This window comes from Halovenus amylolytica (genome assembly GCA_004015825.1).
Classification (GTDB): Archaea; Halobacteriota; Halobacteria; order Halobacteriales; family Haloarculaceae; genus Halovenus; species Halovenus amylolytica.
In genome coordinates this window covers 1-14,939 of record SAYS01000001.1, presented here as the reverse complement: position 1 = coordinate 14,939, position 14,939 = coordinate 1, and the positions used below count along the sequence as shown (strand labels likewise).

The window sequence follows — 14,939 nt, the reverse complement described above, 5'->3', positions numbered from 1 at the left end:
CAATGAAAGAGTACCAAACAATCACGGAAATCAGCGGTCCGCTGGTGTTCGCAGAGGTCGACGAGCCAGTCGGCTACGACGAGATCGTCGAGATCGAGACGGCCGACGGCGACATCCGTCGCGGACAGGTGCTGGAATCGACGAGCGAGTACGTCGCCATTCAGGTGTTCGAAGGCACGTCGGGGATCAACCGGGACGCCTCCGTCCGCTTCGTCGGCGAGACGATGAAGATGCCCGTCACCGAGGATCTCCTCGGACGGGTGATGGACGGGACGGGCCAGCCGATCGACGACGGCCCGGATATCGTCCCGGACGAACGCCGAGACATCGTCGGCGCCGCGATCAACCCCTACTCGCGGGAGTACCCAGAGGAGTTCATCCAGACCGGCGTGAGCGCGGTCGACGGGATGAACACACTCGTCCGCGGACAGAAGCTGCCGATCTTCTCGGGTTCCGGGCTGCCACACAGTGATCTGGCACTCCAGATCGCACGACAGGCGACGGTGCCGGAAGAAGAGGAGGAAGGCGAGAGTAGCGAGTTCGCAGTGATCTTCGGCGCGATGGGGATCACCGCCGAGGAGGCAAACGAGTTCATGGACGACTTCGAGCGGACGGGCGCACTCGAACGCTCCGTCGTCTTCATGAATCTCGCAGACGACCCCGCGGTCGAGCGAACGATTACGCCACGGCTGGCGCTGACGACGGCCGAGTATCTCGCCTTCGACAAGGACTATCACGTGCTGGTCATCCTGACGGATATGACCAACTACTGTGAGGCACTCCGAGAGATCGGTGCCGCACGCGAGGAGGTTCCGGGCCGTCGTGGGTACCCGGGGTACATGTACACCGACCTGGCGAACCTCTACGAACGGGCCGGCCGAATCAAGGACCACGAGGGCTCTGTGACCCAGATCCCGATCCTGACGATGCCCGGCGACGACGATACGCACCCGATCCCCGATCTGACGGGGTATATCACCGAGGGACAGATCTACATCGACCGTGACCTGAACAGTCAGGGGATCGAACCACCGATCAACGTCCTGCCGAGCCTGTCGCGGCTGATGGACGACGGGATCGGTGAGGGGCTCACGCGGGAGGACCACGCCGACGTCTCCGACCAGATCTACGCCGCCTACGCGGAAGGTGAGGACCTGCGCGATCTGGTGAACATCGTCGGTCGTGAGGCGCTGTCGGATCTGGACAACAAGTATCTCGACTTCGCCGACCGCTTCGAGACGGAGTTCGTCCAGCAGGGAACCGAGACGAACCGAGATATCGACGAGACACTCGAAATCGGCTGGGATCTGCTCTCCATGCTCCCGAAAGATGCGCTCAACCGGATCGACGAGGAGCTGATCGACGAGCACTACAGAGAAGACCAGACAGTCGAAGCGCCTGCTGACGACTAACGCTCCTGTTTTTTGACTCGCCGTCTACGACTTCGAAATTCGCCAGGTCGTTCCGTTCGTGTATCCCCACTTCTCGATCTGTGGCTGCTGGTTTGTCTCACGTAACTGGCCCATCGCGGCACCGATCTCTTTCGACGACAGTTCGATATCCTCGGCGATGTCGCGGCTCTTCGTGTAGAACGTGCCGTCTTCTTCGATACGTCGCTGGAGATACGTACACAGGCGGCTGGCCTTCGTCGACAGGTCGACGTTTTGCCCGGAGTGTCCGTCTGCAGCCATCGTCACGACTGATACTGGTGGCCGGCGATCAGACAGACGACGTTTACCGCGAGCAAGACGAGGAGGGCCAGTGTCCGATCACTGCCACTCATCCCGTATAGGACCGGGAGGTAGGCAGCTGGGAGCAGAATCGACCCCCAGAAGCCGAGCCGTCGGAGGGCGGCGACAGCGGTCGCAGTCGCGGGAACGGGGAGGGGACCAGTTCGGTGATTCATCCGTATTTGATTTGTCACTGCCCCCATAAAAATAATAGCCGAATACTAAAACAGTAGTTTGACCATTCACGACCATCCGAACCCGTCGGGACCACCGGGTTCCGGAAGTGGGCTCTGCGGGAGGCCATCGGTCGGCTCCGGATCGTTGTAGCCACCTGGTGCGACGTCGTTGGGGGCGTCGGGATAGAACAGCGAGGCGAGCGCGTGGAGCTGTTCACGGCCGACGCCGAGTTCGAACTGGCCGCCGCCGTACAGCTTGATCTCCCGTTTCTGGCAGTACTCGATCGTATCAAGCAGTGACTGGACCGAGCCAAAGCGGGAGGGTTTGATGTTCAGCCAGCCGGGTTCCCAGGGCAGCGCTTCGACTGTCTCGATGCTCCTGATCGGGTAATCCCAGGACACCCGATCCTCGTGACCCTCGAAGATCGGCTGGGTCTCGTCGGTCAGATTGGGATCCTCGATGATCGCGTCCGGAAAGCCGTCGCGGATCAGTTCGTATAGTTCCGGATCTGCAGGTACGTCCACGTCGGTTCCCTCGTACTTGCCTTTGAGATCCAGCGTCTGGACGGCCCCCGTGTCTGCGAGCGTCTCGACCAGTTCGGGCGTCCACTCTGGCGTCGGATCGAGTTTGAATTCGAGGTCGGGGTTTCGATCCAGCCACTCCACGACACGCTCGCCCGTGGGTGGCTCTTCGAGGCGTGTGCTCACGACGAACCGGACCGGCGAGTAGGATCGATTCAGCTGCTCGCCAAGATTCGTCCCGGCCTGTTTCAAAGCGAGATCCAGTGCAGCGCTCTCGAAGGCCCACCGTCTGTAATTTCGGAAAATCGAACTCCCTGGTTCCTCGCCGAAGAAGAGATCGATATCCGCGACAGTTCCCGAAAACTCGGCGAAGGAAGCGGTGTCAGTGATCGGAATATCTGGATCACTTTCGGCGAGGTCGTAGTGTGGCTCGTTGTCGTAGGTGACATCCTCACCGTGGCCGGTCTCGCCGTCGCCGTGAAGGCTGACGATCGTCGTGGTCCGTGTGAATCCACTGGAGGTGTCTCGCTCCCGGAGGGCCAGCGTGTGGTCGTCGATCTGGAGGTCGAGACTCGCGAGTCGGTCGTAGAGCATCCTACTACTGTATCGAATGGCTGGCAGTTAAACCCACGAGATCGATCAGACTCTGTAACTTCTCTCAGTACAGGTCGTCGAGTTCCTCGGCAACCTGGCTGTGTTCCTCGGCCGGGAACTGTTCGTCCTCGACTGCCGAGAGGTAGTCGTCGATTGCGGACTCCATCTCCTCGCGGACGTTGCCGAAGGCAGCCGCGAAGGGTGGGGACTGCTCGGAGAGGCCGACCACGTCGTTGATGACCAGCACCTGTCCGTCACACTGTGAGCCAGCGCCGATGCCAATCGTCGGAATACTCAGTTCGTCGGTGATCTGCGCGGCGAGATTTGCGGGGATATGTTCGAGAATACAGGCGAAGGCCCCTGCGCGCTCGTGTTCGCGGGCGAGTCGGGCGATCTGTTTGGCATCTTCGGGGTCCGATCCCTGCCGGGTGTAGCCCGTCTGGTTGACACTCTGTGGTGTCAGTCCCACGTGGGCCATCACCGGGATGCCGAGTTCGTCGAGCCGTTCGGTCAGTTCCGTGGTGTGATCGTTGCTCTCGATTTTGACAGCGTTCGCGCCCTCCTCTTTGACCATCCGCCCGCAGTTCTCGATGCTCGTCTGCAGATCGGTCCCGAAAGAGAGAAACGGCATATCGGCGACGACGAGCGCGTCTTCGGTGCCGCGGGCCACAGCCCCCGTCCGGGAAGCCACTTCGTCGACGGTGACAGGGAGCGTATCGTCGTAGCCGAGCACCGCATTCCCCATGCTGTCCCCGATCAGCGTGATATCGACGCCGGCCTGATCGACCAGTGTGGCCGTGACCGCGTCGTATGCCGTCAGCATCGTGATCGGTTTCTCCCCTGCCTGTGCCTGGATATCCCTGACGGTTGGCATAACCTACGGTTGACTCGGGGGAGTAAAACGTGTTGTGTCCAGGGAGATGGAGTCGGTGGGGTGATTTGAACAGTTGAGAACAAGAGAACACTCGAACGTGATGGTGACACTGCAAAAAAACTGTGAACAGCAAGAAAGCCCCGAGGCTCTCGACTCCCGCGACTCGCTGCGCTCCTCGTTACACTGCGGTGCTTGCGTCGCCGAGGTTCGTCGAGAGCCTCGCCCCTTTCAGTCCCGCCTAGTGCGGCTTTCCGGGCCGGGCGGGACTGAAAGGGGCCGGGGGCTTTCTTGCTGTGTGTGGCGGTTGCAGTATCGTCGCTATTTCGCGTGAGAGCCTCCACACTACTTAGAACACTCTCAGACGAAACCGCCAGTGGCTTATTCGTACTTTTCGTACCCGCAGATGTGCCAATTGACGTTCGGGAAACCGACCCTGATGGGCTCGATTACGGCTGGATCATGCAGATGACGTTCGTCATCACCATCCTCGTCGGTGTCCCAATCGTGACGATCCTCTCGCTGTTTACGACGCTCCCGACCTGGTCGGACAGGGCTGTCTTTGCGATCCGAGTCGGCTCCGCAATCTGGTTTGTCACACTGCTCGGCACCTTCGCGTACGCAAAACGGAACTTCGATCCGTCCGACGACGAAGACCAGCCAGACGCGGAGCCATCTCCCGACGATCCCGACGGGCAGACGGAGAGCTAAGTTTCACTCCCGTCTGTCGGAGACGTACTCGTAATCCACACCGGCGCGCTCTGCCGTTACTGCATCCCGTTTCGAATCACCGATAAAGAGCGCTCCAGTTGGGTCGACACCGAGTTCCTGAACCGCGTAGAGTAGCGGCTCCGGATCTGGTTTGTGCGTGTCCACTGTATCCCGGCCGACGAGCACGTCGACGTAGCTGTCGAGCCCGTGGAGCTCCAGCGCGATCCGACAGGCGGCCGCACAGTTCAGCGAGCAGACCGCCACTGGCACGTCGAGCGGGAGTTCGTCGGCCGTCGGCAGCCGATCGGAGCGGCGTGCACCCTCGCGTTCGTGCTCCGCGATGGTCTCCTCGACGACGCGGTCGAGTGGCCCCTCGTCAGTCTGTTCGAGCAGCTCCCAGAGGCTGGCAGTACCCGTCTCGACGCCCCGGGCCTGTAGCTTGCCGGCGACGTCGTCACGGACCGCCCCCCAGTCGACACGGAGCCTGGCGAGTGTTCCATCCAGATCGTAGACGACTCCCTCGTAATTCACAGCGTTGTCTAGGGCTGCCGGGCGCAAATCAGCTTTGATCGGTCGCACGGAGGGCGGCGACGATCTCGTCGGGTGGCGCGTCGAGTCCACCCGCCTGCGCCGTCCGCTGGCTTCCGCCACCGCCGCCGCCGAAGCGGTCGGTAAGCTTCGAGACGACCTCGCGGGCATCTACTTCACCTGTGGTCGCGACAGCGACGTACTCCCCGGACTCGCCGACCAGCGCGACGACGTCCGCGGTCTGGTCGATCAGCCGGTCCGCAGACTCCGCGAGTGCGTTCGCGTCGTCGCTCGGGACGACACCGGCCAGCCACTCGTCACCCTCTTTCTGTACTGTCGCGTCCCGGAGATCGGAGAGTCGTGCCTCGATCACCTGCGCCCGGAGGTTCTCGACTTCCTCTGCAAGCTGTTCTTTTTCGGTTCGGAGCCTGTCGACTGCATCCGGCAGTTCGGTGAGCCGGGTATCCAGCGCCCGTGCAGCCGTCCGGGCGGCCACGTCCTCGCGGGCGCGGTGCTGGATCGCCTGCGGCCCCACAGCGAACTCGACGCGGGTCAGCCCCTCGCCCGGGTTCGACCGATCGAGCACTCTGATGTTCGTAATCTCGTCTGTCGACGCAACGTGAGTCCCGCCGCAGGCGGCCACGTCCCAGTCCTCGATTTCGACGAGTCGGACTGTCTCGCCGGTGAGCCCCTCCTCTGTCTTCGTATTGAAGGCAACCGCATCGTTCGAGAGTGCGTCTTCCCGTGGGACTGTCCGCCAGGATACCGCGCGGGACTCCCAGATAATGCGGTTGACGAGTCGTTCGAGTTCCACAAGCGTCGTATCCGAAATCTCGGTGGCCGTCTCGAAATCGACCCGGACTTTCTGTTCGGTGATTCCGAACCCGCCGTAGCCGAGGTCGTCGAGGATCCGGCGGCCAGCGCCGTACAGCGCGTGGCTGGCGGTGTGGGCGCGCATCAGATACCGCCGGAACTGTGCGTCGATCGCACAGGAGACTGTCTGGCCAGGGCCGAACTCCGGGGGCGAGGCGAGTTCGTGGTGCACCTCGCCGTCGACCGTCTGGACATCCTCGACAGTAGTTGATTCGATCACGCCGCGATCTGCCGGCTGCCCGCCGCCCTCGGGGTAGAAGTAGGTCTCGTCGAGGACGACTGTCTCTCCTTCGATACGGTCGACCGTCGTTTCGAACTCCGTGACTGTCGGCGCTGCGGGTGCCCGAGAGTGCATCGGTTACCCTTGTTCGACGAGATCGATATCGAGAAACTCTTCGAGTTTTGCGACGACGCTGCCGCCGACGCCCGCCTGGGCTGCCCGTCCCTGCTCCAGCGCGAGCAGGTCGCCGTCGTCGATATCCAGTTCGTCGGCGAGCTCTTCGAGCTGGTAGCCCGCCTCCTGGCGGGCGCTTGTGAGTTTCTCGTCGTAGCTGGAGACCAGGTAGGGAAGCTGGTCGTCGTCGTAATCAGCCCCGCTCTCCCAGTGTGATGCGTCGGCCTTCGTGGCGTCGTGCATCTTCGCGGTGTTCTGGGCAGCGCGTTTTTTGCGGTTGTCCTCCCGATCCCCGTCTCCCCCGCCTGGGGAGTTGTCGTCGTGCTGGGCGCAGTCACTACAGACCTCGAGCTGTGCGCCCGCCACGTTGACAGATTCCGTCTCGACACCGGAGGCGCCACAGAGCTCACAGCTGTCGCTGGAGCCACTCCCGCCGCTTCCGGTCGAGTATTTGGCCATGCGGGGGCTAGCACACTGTGTGTATTTAACTCTTACAGGCCGAGTTTCCTCGCTGGTACTCTCCGGTACGGGGAGACACGCTCCTGTTAGTTCTTCGCAAGCGTGTAGAAACTACTATTTGCCAGCAATCCTACGCCCTAGCTACATGGCTCAATCGTACGACCGAGGCGCAGTCGAGAGTTTCGGCCGGTGGCGTGAGTTTCAGGCCGGGATGTGGGCGTGGATCCTCCACAAACTCACCGGCTGGATTCTCGTCGGCTACCTGTTTACACATATCGCTGTGTTGAGTACCGCAGTCGGTGTCGATCCGGGCGCAGCGGCGACGGAGGTAGACACCTACACACAGACACTGCAGGGACTCGAGGGACTGCTCATCGTGCGATTCCTCGAAATCGGACTGCTGACCGTCGCCGTCTTCCACATCCTCAACGGAATTCGACTCCTCTTCGTGGATCTCGGCCTCGGACTCGACGTCCAGGACGCGAGTTTCTACGCCTCGCTGATCCTGACTGCACTGATCACCCTTTCCAGTCTGCCGACCTTCCTCGGAGGTGCACTGTAATGGCGAAACACTACTCCTCGTTCGAACGCGGGAACTGGCGGTGGTTCCTCCAGCGCATCACGGCGATTTTCCTCATCGGGGCGCTGGCCTTTCACTTCGTCACGCTGCATTTCATCAACCACGCAGCTGATATCTCCTTTCTGGGGACGCAGGCGCGCATGAGCGAGATCGGCTACTTCTCGCTGATGGTGACCTTCCTCGTCGCCGGGGCCTTCCACGGCGTCAACGGTGTCTACAACGGCCTCGTCAACGCGGGGCTGGAGGGGCGACAGAAACAGATCGTCGGCACAATTCTCATTATCGCGACGCTCTTACTGATCGGACAGGGACTGCGCGTCGCAGTGGCAATGACCACGTTATTCTAAAATCATGAGCACACAACTCGAACAAGAGACCGAAATCGAGGAGGAACCAACCGAAAGTCGCGAATCGGTCGCCGAACGACTCTCGGAGAAACGACGCGAGCAGATCCAGGAAGATCTCGACACCGCCGAGAAGACGATCCAGCTCAAAGTCTTCCGGTACGACCCCGAGATCGAGGGGAAAATGGAGCCCCGGTTTGACTCCTTTACCGTCCCCTTCCACAAGGGGATGACAGTACTCGATGCACTGATCTACGCACGCGACAGGTACGACTCCTCGCTGACCTTCCGACACTCCTGTCGGCAGGCTGTCTGTGGCTCCGATGCGCTGTTCGTCAACGGCCAGCAGCGACTGGGCTGCAAGACACAGCTGGGCGATCTCGAACACCCGATCCGGATCGAGCCGCTGCCACACCAGGACGTGGTGAAAGATCTGGTCGTCGACATGCAGCACTTCTACGACCAGATGGAGGCGGTCGAACCCTACTTCGACCCGGACGAACTGCCCGAGGGCGAACTCGAAGAGCAACGCCAGACGCCGGAGAACCGCGAGAAAGTCAAACTCTCGACGCGGTGTATCTGGTGTGGAGCCTGCATGTCCTCCTGTAACATCGCTGCGGGCGACAACGAGTATCTCGGCCCCGCTGCGATCAACAAGGCCTACCGCTTTGCGATGGACGAACGGGAGGGCACCGACCGCAAGAAAGAGCGACTCCGGATCGTCGAACAGGAACACGGCGTCTGGCGGTGTCAGACCCAGTTCTCCTGTACGGAGGTCTGTCCGAAAGATATCCCGCTGACCGAGCACATCCAGGCGCTCAAACGGGAATCGATCAAGAACAACCTGAAGTTCTGGTAAGCCAACTACACATATGTACCAACACGACGTCATCGTGGTCGGCGCGGGCGGCGCCGGCCTCAGAGCGGCGATCGCGGCACACGAAGAGGGCGCGGACGTCGCGCTCGTGAGCAAACTCCACCCGGTGCGCAGCCACACCGGCGCAGCAGAGGGCGGCATCAACGCGGCGCTCCACCCGGAGGACTCCTGGGAACTGCACGCCTACGACACGATGAAGGGGTCGGACTATCTCGGTGACGCCCCCGCTATCGACACGTTCGCGAAGCAGGCTCCCGAGGAAGTCATCCAGCTCGAACACTGGGGGATGCCATTCTCGCGTGAAGAGGACGGCACCGTCTCCCAGCGACCGTTCGGTGGTCTCTCGCATCCACGGACGACCTACGCAGGTGCGGAGACCGGTCACCACCTGCTGCACACGATGTACGAGCAGGTCGTCAAACGGGGTATCGAGGTCTACGAGGAGTGGTACGTCACCCGGCTGGCAGTCACGGACCACGACAACCCCGAGGACCGGGAGTGTTACGGCGCAGTCGGCTACGACATCAAGACGGGCGAGGTCAACGGCTTCTACGCCAGCGACGGCGTCATTCTGGCGACTGGTGGGAACGGACAGGCGTTCGATCACACGACCAACGCTATCGCGAACACCGGCGACGGCCAGGCGATGGCCTACCGCGCCGGCGCGCCGGTCGAGGATATGGAGTTCGTCCAGTTCCACCCGACGACGCTCCCCTCGACGGGTGTCCTGATCTCCGAGGGTGTCCGTGGTGAAGGTGGGATCCTCTACAACGGCGAGGAAGAGCGGTTCATGTTCGAACACGGCTACGCGAACAACGAGGGCGAACTCGCCTCGCGTGACGTGGTCTCCCGGGCCGAACTGACGGAGGTCAACGAGGGCCGCGGGATCAACGACGAGTACGTCCATCTGGACATGCGCCACCTCGGCGAGGAGCGGATTCTCGACCGCCTCGAAAACATCCTGCATCTCGCGGAGGACTTCGAGGGTGTCGACGGCCTCGACGAGCCGATGCCGGTCAAACCCGGCCAGCACTACCAGATGGGCGGGATCGAGGTCAACGAACACGGTGAAACCTGCGTGAGCGGGCTGTACGCCGCCGGCGAGTGTGCTTGCGTGAGTATGCACGGCTCGAACCGGCTGGGTGGGAACGCCCTACCAGAACTGCTCGTCTTCGGCTCCCGGGCCGGCAAACACGCCGCCGGTGCCGATATGGGCGACCCGGAGATCCCGACGGGACCGTCCGCAGAGAGCGAAGACGGCGCGATCGAATCGCCGGTCGAACCCGGAACGATTGGGGATCGGGCAGATCCAGTCCTCTCCGACGGTGGGGCCGTCGCCTCGCCCGAGGAACTGCTTGAGAGCGCCGTCGAAAAAGAACGCGAGCGTGTCGATACGCTGCTCGAACGCGACGGTGTCAACCACGCCGAAGTGCGCGAGAAAGTCCAGAAGACGATGACGGAGAACGTCAACGTGTTCCGCGAGGAGTCGAACATCAAGCAGGCGTTGCGGGACATCCGTGAGGCTCGCGAACAGTACCAGCACGTCGGCGTCGCGGACGCATCACGGACCTACAACACCGATCTGATCCACACGATCGAGACCAGAAACGTCATCGACAACGCGGAGGCAATCGCGATCGGTGCGCTCGCACGCGAGGAGTTCCGGGGTGCACACTGGCGACAGCAGTACCAGGAACGCCGCGACGACGAGTGGCTCAAACACACGATGCTGTCCTGGAACGACGGCACACCGAATCTCTACTACAAGCCGGTCATCCTCGAAGGCCACGAGCAGACCTACGAGCCGAAGGTTCGCTCGTACTAGACCTGCAACTGACCGGTACTTAATTGTACAGTCCGGTTGACTATTTGCCAAACGGATGTATGTCGAGTTCTCCCACCGGAGTGAACTCCTCCACGAGACAGTCCAGACGATTACCGATCTGGAGTTGCAGGTGCGGGATCTCGCGATGGGGCCGGAGACACCGTTACGGTTTACTTGCAGTGTCTCGGGGTGTGCAGCCGACCGGTTCGCCAGTGTCGCCGGCGAAGATCCGTCAGTTGCGGAACTCAAACAGCTCGACTGTCGGAAATTACGACGGCTGTACTGGATCAAAGCGATCCCCGGCACGGCCGATCAGCACGCTTACGAGTCGGCGATCGACTCCGGTGCCGTCTACCTGCAGTCACGACGCACGGACGATCGCTGGGTCACCTCGATGAACTTCCCCGACCAGGATTCGTTTCAGGAGTTTCAGTGTCGGATCGACGAGGCCGGACTGACGATCGAGCCGACTCTCGTCCGGGCCGGGCAGTATCGGCTCTCTGGAGGGGTAACGAATCTGACCGAAAAACAGGAAGCGGTGCTGACGGCAGCTATCGACCGTGGCTACTTCCAGATCCCGCGGGATGGCTCGCTCGATCAGGTCGCGACCGATCTCGGCATCAGTCGGCAGGCTGCCTCCGAGCGACTCCGGCGGGCGATGGGCTCGCTCGCCCGTGCTGCCGTCAACAGCGGGTCGGAGTGACTGTCTGGTGGGCGACATCTAAATACGATGGGGGCGTACTCGTTACAGATGGCCCGTGATCCATCATTTTCGATCCCGTCCCGTCCGCGACGGCGCTACCCGTACAGCGGTGGTGTCGAGTACGAGGGACAGACGATCTTCCGACTCCTCCCGGATCAGTCGCTGTCGGACGACCGCCTCGACGAACTGCTCGAAGTGACACTCGAATCCGGACCCTACCAGTACGGGGACTTTCTGAATCTGCCGCTGACGCTGTATCTCGCCCGCGACGACGAGACGAGCGACGTGTTCCGTATTTCGATCCGCGACGGCTGTATACGTCTGCACGTCCTGCCGGAAACCGATTCCGCGGGTCTCCGGGCGTTCTACGAACGGCTGACCGACCGGACGGAGACCGACTGGCGGGTCGATTGCGAGACCAGCGACTGAGTTCGACCGCTCCGACCGTGTCCGTGGGATTAAGACCCTCTCGCCCGAACTGGTTGTATGAAAATCTACACTGGCCGTGGTGACGAGGGGCTGACAGACCTGCGAAATATGGAGCGTGTCTCGAAAGCCAGCGCGCGGATCGAGGCCTACGGCTCCGTCGACGAGGTGAACGCGCTCGTCGGGAAGGTCAGACCGACCGGCCACGAGGATATCGACGAGAACCTCCGGACGATCCAGAACCACCTCCACATCGTCCAGGCTGATTTCGCGAATCCGGACCCCGACGAGGACGACCCGCAGGTCCGAGACGAACACGTCGACGAACTCGAAGCGATCATCGACAGCTACGACGAGGAACTCGAACCGCTGGAGAGTTTCATTCTCCCGGGTGGTTCGGATACCGGCGCGCGCCTGCACCACGCTCGCGCGGTCTGCCGCCGAGCAGAACGCCGTGGCGTTGCCTTCGCAGCGGAGGAATCGGGCGTCAACGATACTGGTGTGGTCTACCTCAACCGACTCTCGGATGCGCTGTTTACGCTCGCCCGGGTGGTCAACCAGCGCGAGGACGTCCCCGAGGAGAATCCGACCTACTAGCGCCGTCTCCGATCAGTGGCCAGACGACAGTTGCCACAAGGGATATATTTGTCCTTAGCATAAGGTCATATATGAACAAACACTTCGAAGATACGGTATACTACGTCAAACGTGCAGGAGAGACCGCAAAAAAGGGACTTTCGGAAGAACTGGAGCCAGTACAGGAGCGGGTGCAGGCGATCGTCGGTGAAGAGGAGGTGCCAGAGCCGGGTCGCGTCGACAAGATCCGAGACGACCTCAAAGAACTGCAGGGTCGCGCAGAGGGAGAGGCCAAGGAGGCAATCGGGAAGGCGCGGGAGAAACTCGACGAGGTTCGCAAGAAGCCCGCGGAGTAGGCGAAGACAATTCTTAAGTCGGGCGCAGAGATAGTGACAACTGCGCGGGTTGGTGATCTAGTCCGGTTATGATACCTCCTTCACACGGAGGAAGTCGGCGGTTCAACTCCGCCCCAACCCATCCGTAGTACGTACGGACTCTAATAGTCCTGTTTTCGACGTTCTCAACGCTTCTACCGGCTGGATCGGGATTTCCGACGACCGTTTTTGGATGCCGATATTTTGTGAATTCATGCAGTTGTTGCACGCGGGTTGTCTCCGTCCGGGAGTCCGGGTATATGATGCCGGGCACTGTATAAAAAAGCACGGGTGAAAGTTCACTCACACCCGTTCACAGACCGTCTGAACTACGTTCTGAGAATTGCCGAATCTGAGCATCTTCACCATAGTCGGTTTGGGCAGAACTGGTGTCGAGACGTGATGGGTTATATCCAGGCAGCCACTTTCATTTCAACAAATATAGTCGAAATTGAATACAGGACCTCCAGATAACCGATTAAGTGACACATAGTCGGGTACCCGCTACGTATCTCACACACCAAGTGGATCAACGTTGCTTCAAGGACTTTGTCGGAGTGCAGTGATATTGTTCCGGCGAACTGACGAGGCAGAGTTGATCCCGATATGTTTCTCGTCGATATGCGTGTTCTCTGAATACACTACGAAGTCCGGAGTAATTGGTTTGACGTCGTTTCTAATCACACGGCTGAATTATTCCAACATACCGACAAGGACGGTTATAATTGTAAATGTAAACGTACATGATTCACGCTGCCTGGATAGTGAGAATAGGTAATCTAATCGGGTGATGTACAAAGTAGGAGTCACTGTTGATAGTTACTTCAAGGTAGGCGATATGGTCAGGCTATGAGCCGGTCCTCCATGCTCATAATCTTGTGTAACCACGTAAGTTCTTGTCTCGATTCCACGTCGACATCCATCACTCTCCTCTGTCCACCGTACAATCCTTACATCGGAGTCCATCAACGATTGTATCGAGATATTTCTTTTCAGAAAAGCTGTCGCCACACGACACACACTGCACCAACTCTGTGACGCCGACGCCACTTCCATAGCCGATAGTTATCGTATGATCACTCCCTTTTGAGGCTAACTCAAACTCGATTTCCCCGCGTTCGTACTCAATTTCGGTAATAGTCAGCGGCTGCACTCGGACATTCAGTGCATGTCTTGCTCGAATCTCTCGTTGTCGTTCAGGAAACCCTTGGTCGCGGCGCTGTCGCAAATTATCGAGTTCGTCGTTGAGGTCCTTATATTCGGTTTTGAGTTCTTTGCGTTTTTTGAGGGCTTCGACGCGTTCGTCTTCGTCGCTACTACCAATTTGTTCGTTCAAGTCGTCGATTCTGGCAGAGAGGTTCGATAGCTGTTCTTCCAACTCCCGGATACGCTGCTGTTGCATCTGACGGAACTCCTCAACTTCGGCGTCGGCGGCTCGGGAAGCCTCCTGATGGATCTCGTCGATAGTCCCCTGAATTCGATCGACAACTTGGTCGTGGGCAGTGTCGAGAAGCGACCGAACATCGGCAGCCGGCATATCCATCGACTCATTTGTTTCAAAGTCATTATTCGGCGATGCGATCTGTAGGAAGGATTCCTCTAGCATGGGCAAGAATTCCTCGGACCGAGTATCGATCGCCACAGCTCGAAGGAGATCGGTCTGGTACTCACTAACTGTCTCAACACTCGCACGTAATAGCACTACGAGTGCTGTTCGGTCATAGTACGGTGTGAACTCCGCCGATCTCACCTCAATATCGCTTTCCTGCAGCCACTCCGGGATTTGAATCGCAGCATCGTCCGTTTCAAGAGTGACTTTTCCCGTCGGTGTTCGCTCGCTCGCCTCGGAAAGAAGTGCCTGGAAAAATGAGCTCTCGGGATGGAGTTCCTCGGTAGCTTCCTCGTCGGCGTTATCACCACAGACTAACGTCACTGATTCTGTCAATAGCTCGCTATCGATCTCGTTTTGAGTAACGACAGTCCACCGATTGCCCTCCTTGTTGATGTTGCAGCCGAGGGATCGCAGATACTGTTCGGTGAATTTTTCCACAGCGGACTGCGTCACGGGGATGGCGGCATCAGTCATCGCTGGCCCCCAAGTCGAACCCTTCGAAGACACCGCTGTTGAATTCCTCCAATTTATTAGCAAGCTCTCGTTGCTCTTGGAGGTCAATGGCCATGTCGTCGAAGTCGTTCTCCAGGTCGACCTCAGAATCAGCGTTGACCAACCGCTCGAAGATTTCGTCTTCGTACGTGTTTACCCCGAGGATTCTAGGGTCGGGACAGCAAACTCTCGTGAAACCATCTCGTTGTCTCGGACAACTCGCTTGAGTTCGTCGTAGGGATTGCGTCCCTGCTGGCTCCACGTCGCCAGCA

The 14,939-nt window shown here is 59.9% G+C and carries 18 protein-coding genes and 1 tRNA gene; 11 read left to right on the top strand and 8 right to left on the bottom strand.

The window, feature by feature from the left end; translation table 11 throughout:
• Positions 1-2 precede the first annotated feature (2 nt).
• Positions 3-1,412, top strand: coding sequence for an ATP synthase subunit B (locus EOW68_RS02050; RefSeq protein ID WP_128223517.1), 1,410 nt, complete (start codon positions 3-5; stop codon positions 1,410-1,412).
• Between the two features lie 24 nt (positions 1,413-1,436).
• Here EOW68_RS02050 and EOW68_RS02045 read toward each other — a convergent pair whose 3' ends face one another.
• The 4 genes from EOW68_RS02045 to panB all read right to left on the bottom strand — a co-directional run bounded on the left by EOW68_RS02045 (position 1,437) and on the right by panB (position 3,896).
• The gene (locus tag EOW68_RS02045; protein ID WP_128223516.1) at positions 1,437-1,691 is read right to left on the bottom strand and encodes a DUF7123 family protein; all 255 of its coding nucleotides are present in this window, start codon (positions 1,689-1,691) and stop codon (positions 1,437-1,439) included.
• A gap of 2 nt (positions 1,692-1,693) precedes the next feature.
• Positions 1,694-1,906 (bottom strand): DUF8028 family protein, encoded by a 213-nt coding sequence (locus EOW68_RS02040; RefSeq protein ID WP_128223515.1) that lies wholly within the window; start codon positions 1,904-1,906, stop codon positions 1,694-1,696.
• Positions 1,907-1,972: 66 nt separating this feature from the next.
• Positions 1,973-3,022 (bottom strand): enolase-like domain-containing protein, encoded by a 1,050-nt coding sequence (locus tag EOW68_RS02035; RefSeq protein WP_128223514.1) that lies wholly within the window; start codon positions 3,020-3,022, stop codon positions 1,973-1,975.
• 64 nt (positions 3,023-3,086) lie between these two features.
• Positions 3,087-3,896, bottom strand: coding sequence for a 3-methyl-2-oxobutanoate hydroxymethyltransferase (panB, locus tag EOW68_RS02030; RefSeq protein WP_128223513.1), 810 nt, complete (start codon positions 3,894-3,896; stop codon positions 3,087-3,089).
• A 405-nt stretch (positions 3,897-4,301) separates the two neighbouring features.
• On the opposite strand from panB, the gene EOW68_RS02025 reads away from it, so the two are divergent.
• Positions 4,302-4,604, top strand: coding sequence for a DUF5822 domain-containing protein (locus tag EOW68_RS02025; RefSeq protein ID WP_431358698.1), 303 nt, complete (start codon positions 4,302-4,304; stop codon positions 4,602-4,604).
• A 3-nt stretch (positions 4,605-4,607) separates the two neighbouring features.
• On the opposite strand, the gene EOW68_RS02020 is transcribed toward EOW68_RS02025, so the two are convergent.
• Genes EOW68_RS02020 through EOW68_RS02010 form a run of 3 tightly spaced genes read right to left on the bottom strand, consistent with a single transcriptional unit; the run spans position 4,608 to position 6,858 of the window.
• The gene (locus tag EOW68_RS02020) at positions 4,608-5,135 is read right to left on the bottom strand and encodes an HAD family hydrolase (protein ID WP_128223512.1); all 528 of its coding nucleotides are present in this window, start codon (positions 5,133-5,135) and stop codon (positions 4,608-4,610) included.
• 28 nt (positions 5,136-5,163) lie between these two features.
• Positions 5,164-6,360: an alanyl-tRNA editing protein gene (locus EOW68_RS02015; protein ID WP_128223511.1), complete on the bottom strand. Its 1,197-nt coding sequence runs from the start codon at positions 6,358-6,360 to the stop codon at positions 5,164-5,166.
• Between the two features lie 3 nt (positions 6,361-6,363).
• Positions 6,364-6,858 (bottom strand): helix-turn-helix domain-containing protein, encoded by a 495-nt coding sequence (locus EOW68_RS02010; protein ID WP_128223510.1) that lies wholly within the window; start codon positions 6,856-6,858, stop codon positions 6,364-6,366.
• 145 nt (positions 6,859-7,003) lie between these two features.
• Between EOW68_RS02010 and sdhC the strand changes: the two genes are divergently transcribed.
• From sdhC to EOW68_RS01965, 9 genes are all read left to right on the top strand, one after another.
• Positions 7,004-7,420, top strand: a complete 417-nt coding sequence (gene sdhC, locus EOW68_RS02005) for a succinate dehydrogenase, cytochrome b556 subunit (protein ID WP_128223509.1) — start codon at positions 7,004-7,006, stop codon at positions 7,418-7,420.
• Positions 7,420-7,785 carry a succinate dehydrogenase/fumarate reductase transmembrane subunit gene (locus tag EOW68_RS02000; RefSeq protein ID WP_128223508.1) on the top strand — a complete coding sequence of 122 codons (366 nt, stop codon included), beginning with the start codon at positions 7,420-7,422 and terminating at the stop codon, positions 7,783-7,785. Before sdhC ends, EOW68_RS02000 begins: the two co-directional genes overlap by 1 nt.
• Positions 7,786-7,789: 4 nt before the next feature.
• A complete protein-coding gene (locus EOW68_RS01995) occupies positions 7,790-8,641 on the top strand; it encodes a succinate dehydrogenase/fumarate reductase iron-sulfur subunit (protein ID WP_128223507.1) in 852 nt (283 codons plus the stop codon).
• 13 nt (positions 8,642-8,654) lie between these two features.
• Positions 8,655-10,484 carry an FAD-binding protein gene (locus EOW68_RS01990; RefSeq protein ID WP_128223506.1) on the top strand — a complete coding sequence of 610 codons (1,830 nt, stop codon included), beginning with the start codon at positions 8,655-8,657 and terminating at the stop codon, positions 10,482-10,484.
• A 55-nt stretch (positions 10,485-10,539) separates the two neighbouring features.
• Positions 10,540-11,187 (top strand): helix-turn-helix domain-containing protein, encoded by a 648-nt coding sequence (locus EOW68_RS01985; protein ID WP_128223505.1) that lies wholly within the window; start codon positions 10,540-10,542, stop codon positions 11,185-11,187.
• 48 nt (positions 11,188-11,235) lie between these two features.
• Positions 11,236-11,616 carry a hypothetical protein gene (locus EOW68_RS01980; RefSeq protein WP_128223504.1) on the top strand — a complete coding sequence of 127 codons (381 nt, stop codon included), beginning with the start codon at positions 11,236-11,238 and terminating at the stop codon, positions 11,614-11,616.
• A gap of 57 nt (positions 11,617-11,673) precedes the next feature.
• The gene (locus EOW68_RS01975) at positions 11,674-12,210 is read left to right on the top strand and encodes a cob(I)yrinic acid a,c-diamide adenosyltransferase (RefSeq protein WP_128223503.1); all 537 of its coding nucleotides are present in this window, start codon (positions 11,674-11,676) and stop codon (positions 12,208-12,210) included.
• Positions 12,211-12,281: 71 nt separating this feature from the next.
• A complete protein-coding gene (locus EOW68_RS01970) occupies positions 12,282-12,545 on the top strand; it encodes a DUF7553 family protein (protein WP_128223502.1) in 264 nt (87 codons plus the stop codon).
• A gap of 46 nt (positions 12,546-12,591) precedes the next feature.
• Positions 12,592-12,666, top strand: a tRNA-Val gene (locus EOW68_RS01965).
• Between the two features lie 819 nt (positions 12,667-13,485).
• Here the strand turns inward: EOW68_RS01965 and EOW68_RS01960 are convergent.
• Positions 13,486-14,649 carry a hypothetical protein gene (locus EOW68_RS01960; RefSeq protein WP_128223797.1) on the bottom strand — a complete coding sequence of 388 codons (1,164 nt, stop codon included), beginning with the start codon at positions 14,647-14,649 and terminating at the stop codon, positions 13,486-13,488.
• Positions 14,650-14,939 lie beyond the last annotated feature (290 nt).

Coding starts and splice junctions, on each gene's coding strand:
- EOW68_RS02050 (WP_128223517.1), top strand. CDS start 3: ATGAAAGAGTACCAAACAATCACGGAAATCAGCGGTCCGCTGGTGTTC.
- EOW68_RS02045 (WP_128223516.1), bottom strand. CDS start 1,691: ATGGCTGCAGACGGACACTCCGGGCAAAACGTCGACCTGTCGACGAAG.
- EOW68_RS02040 (WP_128223515.1), bottom strand. CDS start 1,906: ATGAATCACCGAACTGGTCCCCTCCCCGTTCCCGCGACTGCGACCGCT.
- EOW68_RS02035 (WP_128223514.1), bottom strand. CDS start 3,022: ATGCTCTACGACCGACTCGCGAGTCTCGACCTCCAGATCGACGACCAC.
- panB (WP_128223513.1), bottom strand. CDS start 3,896: ATGCCAACCGTCAGGGATATCCAGGCACAGGCAGGGGAGAAACCGATC.
- EOW68_RS02015 (WP_128223511.1), bottom strand. CDS start 6,360: ATGCACTCTCGGGCACCCGCAGCGCCGACAGTCACGGAGTTCGAAACG.
- EOW68_RS02010 (WP_128223510.1), bottom strand. CDS start 6,858: ATGGCCAAATACTCGACCGGAAGCGGCGGGAGTGGCTCCAGCGACAGC.
- sdhC (WP_128223509.1), top strand. CDS start 7,004: ATGGCTCAATCGTACGACCGAGGCGCAGTCGAGAGTTTCGGCCGGTGG.
- EOW68_RS02000 (WP_128223508.1), top strand. CDS start 7,420: ATGGCGAAACACTACTCCTCGTTCGAACGCGGGAACTGGCGGTGGTTC.
- EOW68_RS01995 (WP_128223507.1), top strand. CDS start 7,790: ATGAGCACACAACTCGAACAAGAGACCGAAATCGAGGAGGAACCAACC.
- EOW68_RS01990 (WP_128223506.1), top strand. CDS start 8,655: ATGTACCAACACGACGTCATCGTGGTCGGCGCGGGCGGCGCCGGCCTC.
- EOW68_RS01985 (WP_128223505.1), top strand. CDS start 10,540: ATGTATGTCGAGTTCTCCCACCGGAGTGAACTCCTCCACGAGACAGTC.
- EOW68_RS01980 (WP_128223504.1), top strand. CDS start 11,236: ATGGCCCGTGATCCATCATTTTCGATCCCGTCCCGTCCGCGACGGCGC.
- EOW68_RS01975 (WP_128223503.1), top strand. CDS start 11,674: ATGAAAATCTACACTGGCCGTGGTGACGAGGGGCTGACAGACCTGCGA.
- EOW68_RS01970 (WP_128223502.1), top strand. CDS start 12,282: ATGAACAAACACTTCGAAGATACGGTATACTACGTCAAACGTGCAGGA.
- EOW68_RS01960 (WP_128223797.1), bottom strand. CDS start 14,649: ATGACTGATGCCGCCATCCCCGTGACGCAGTCCGCTGTGGAAAAATTC.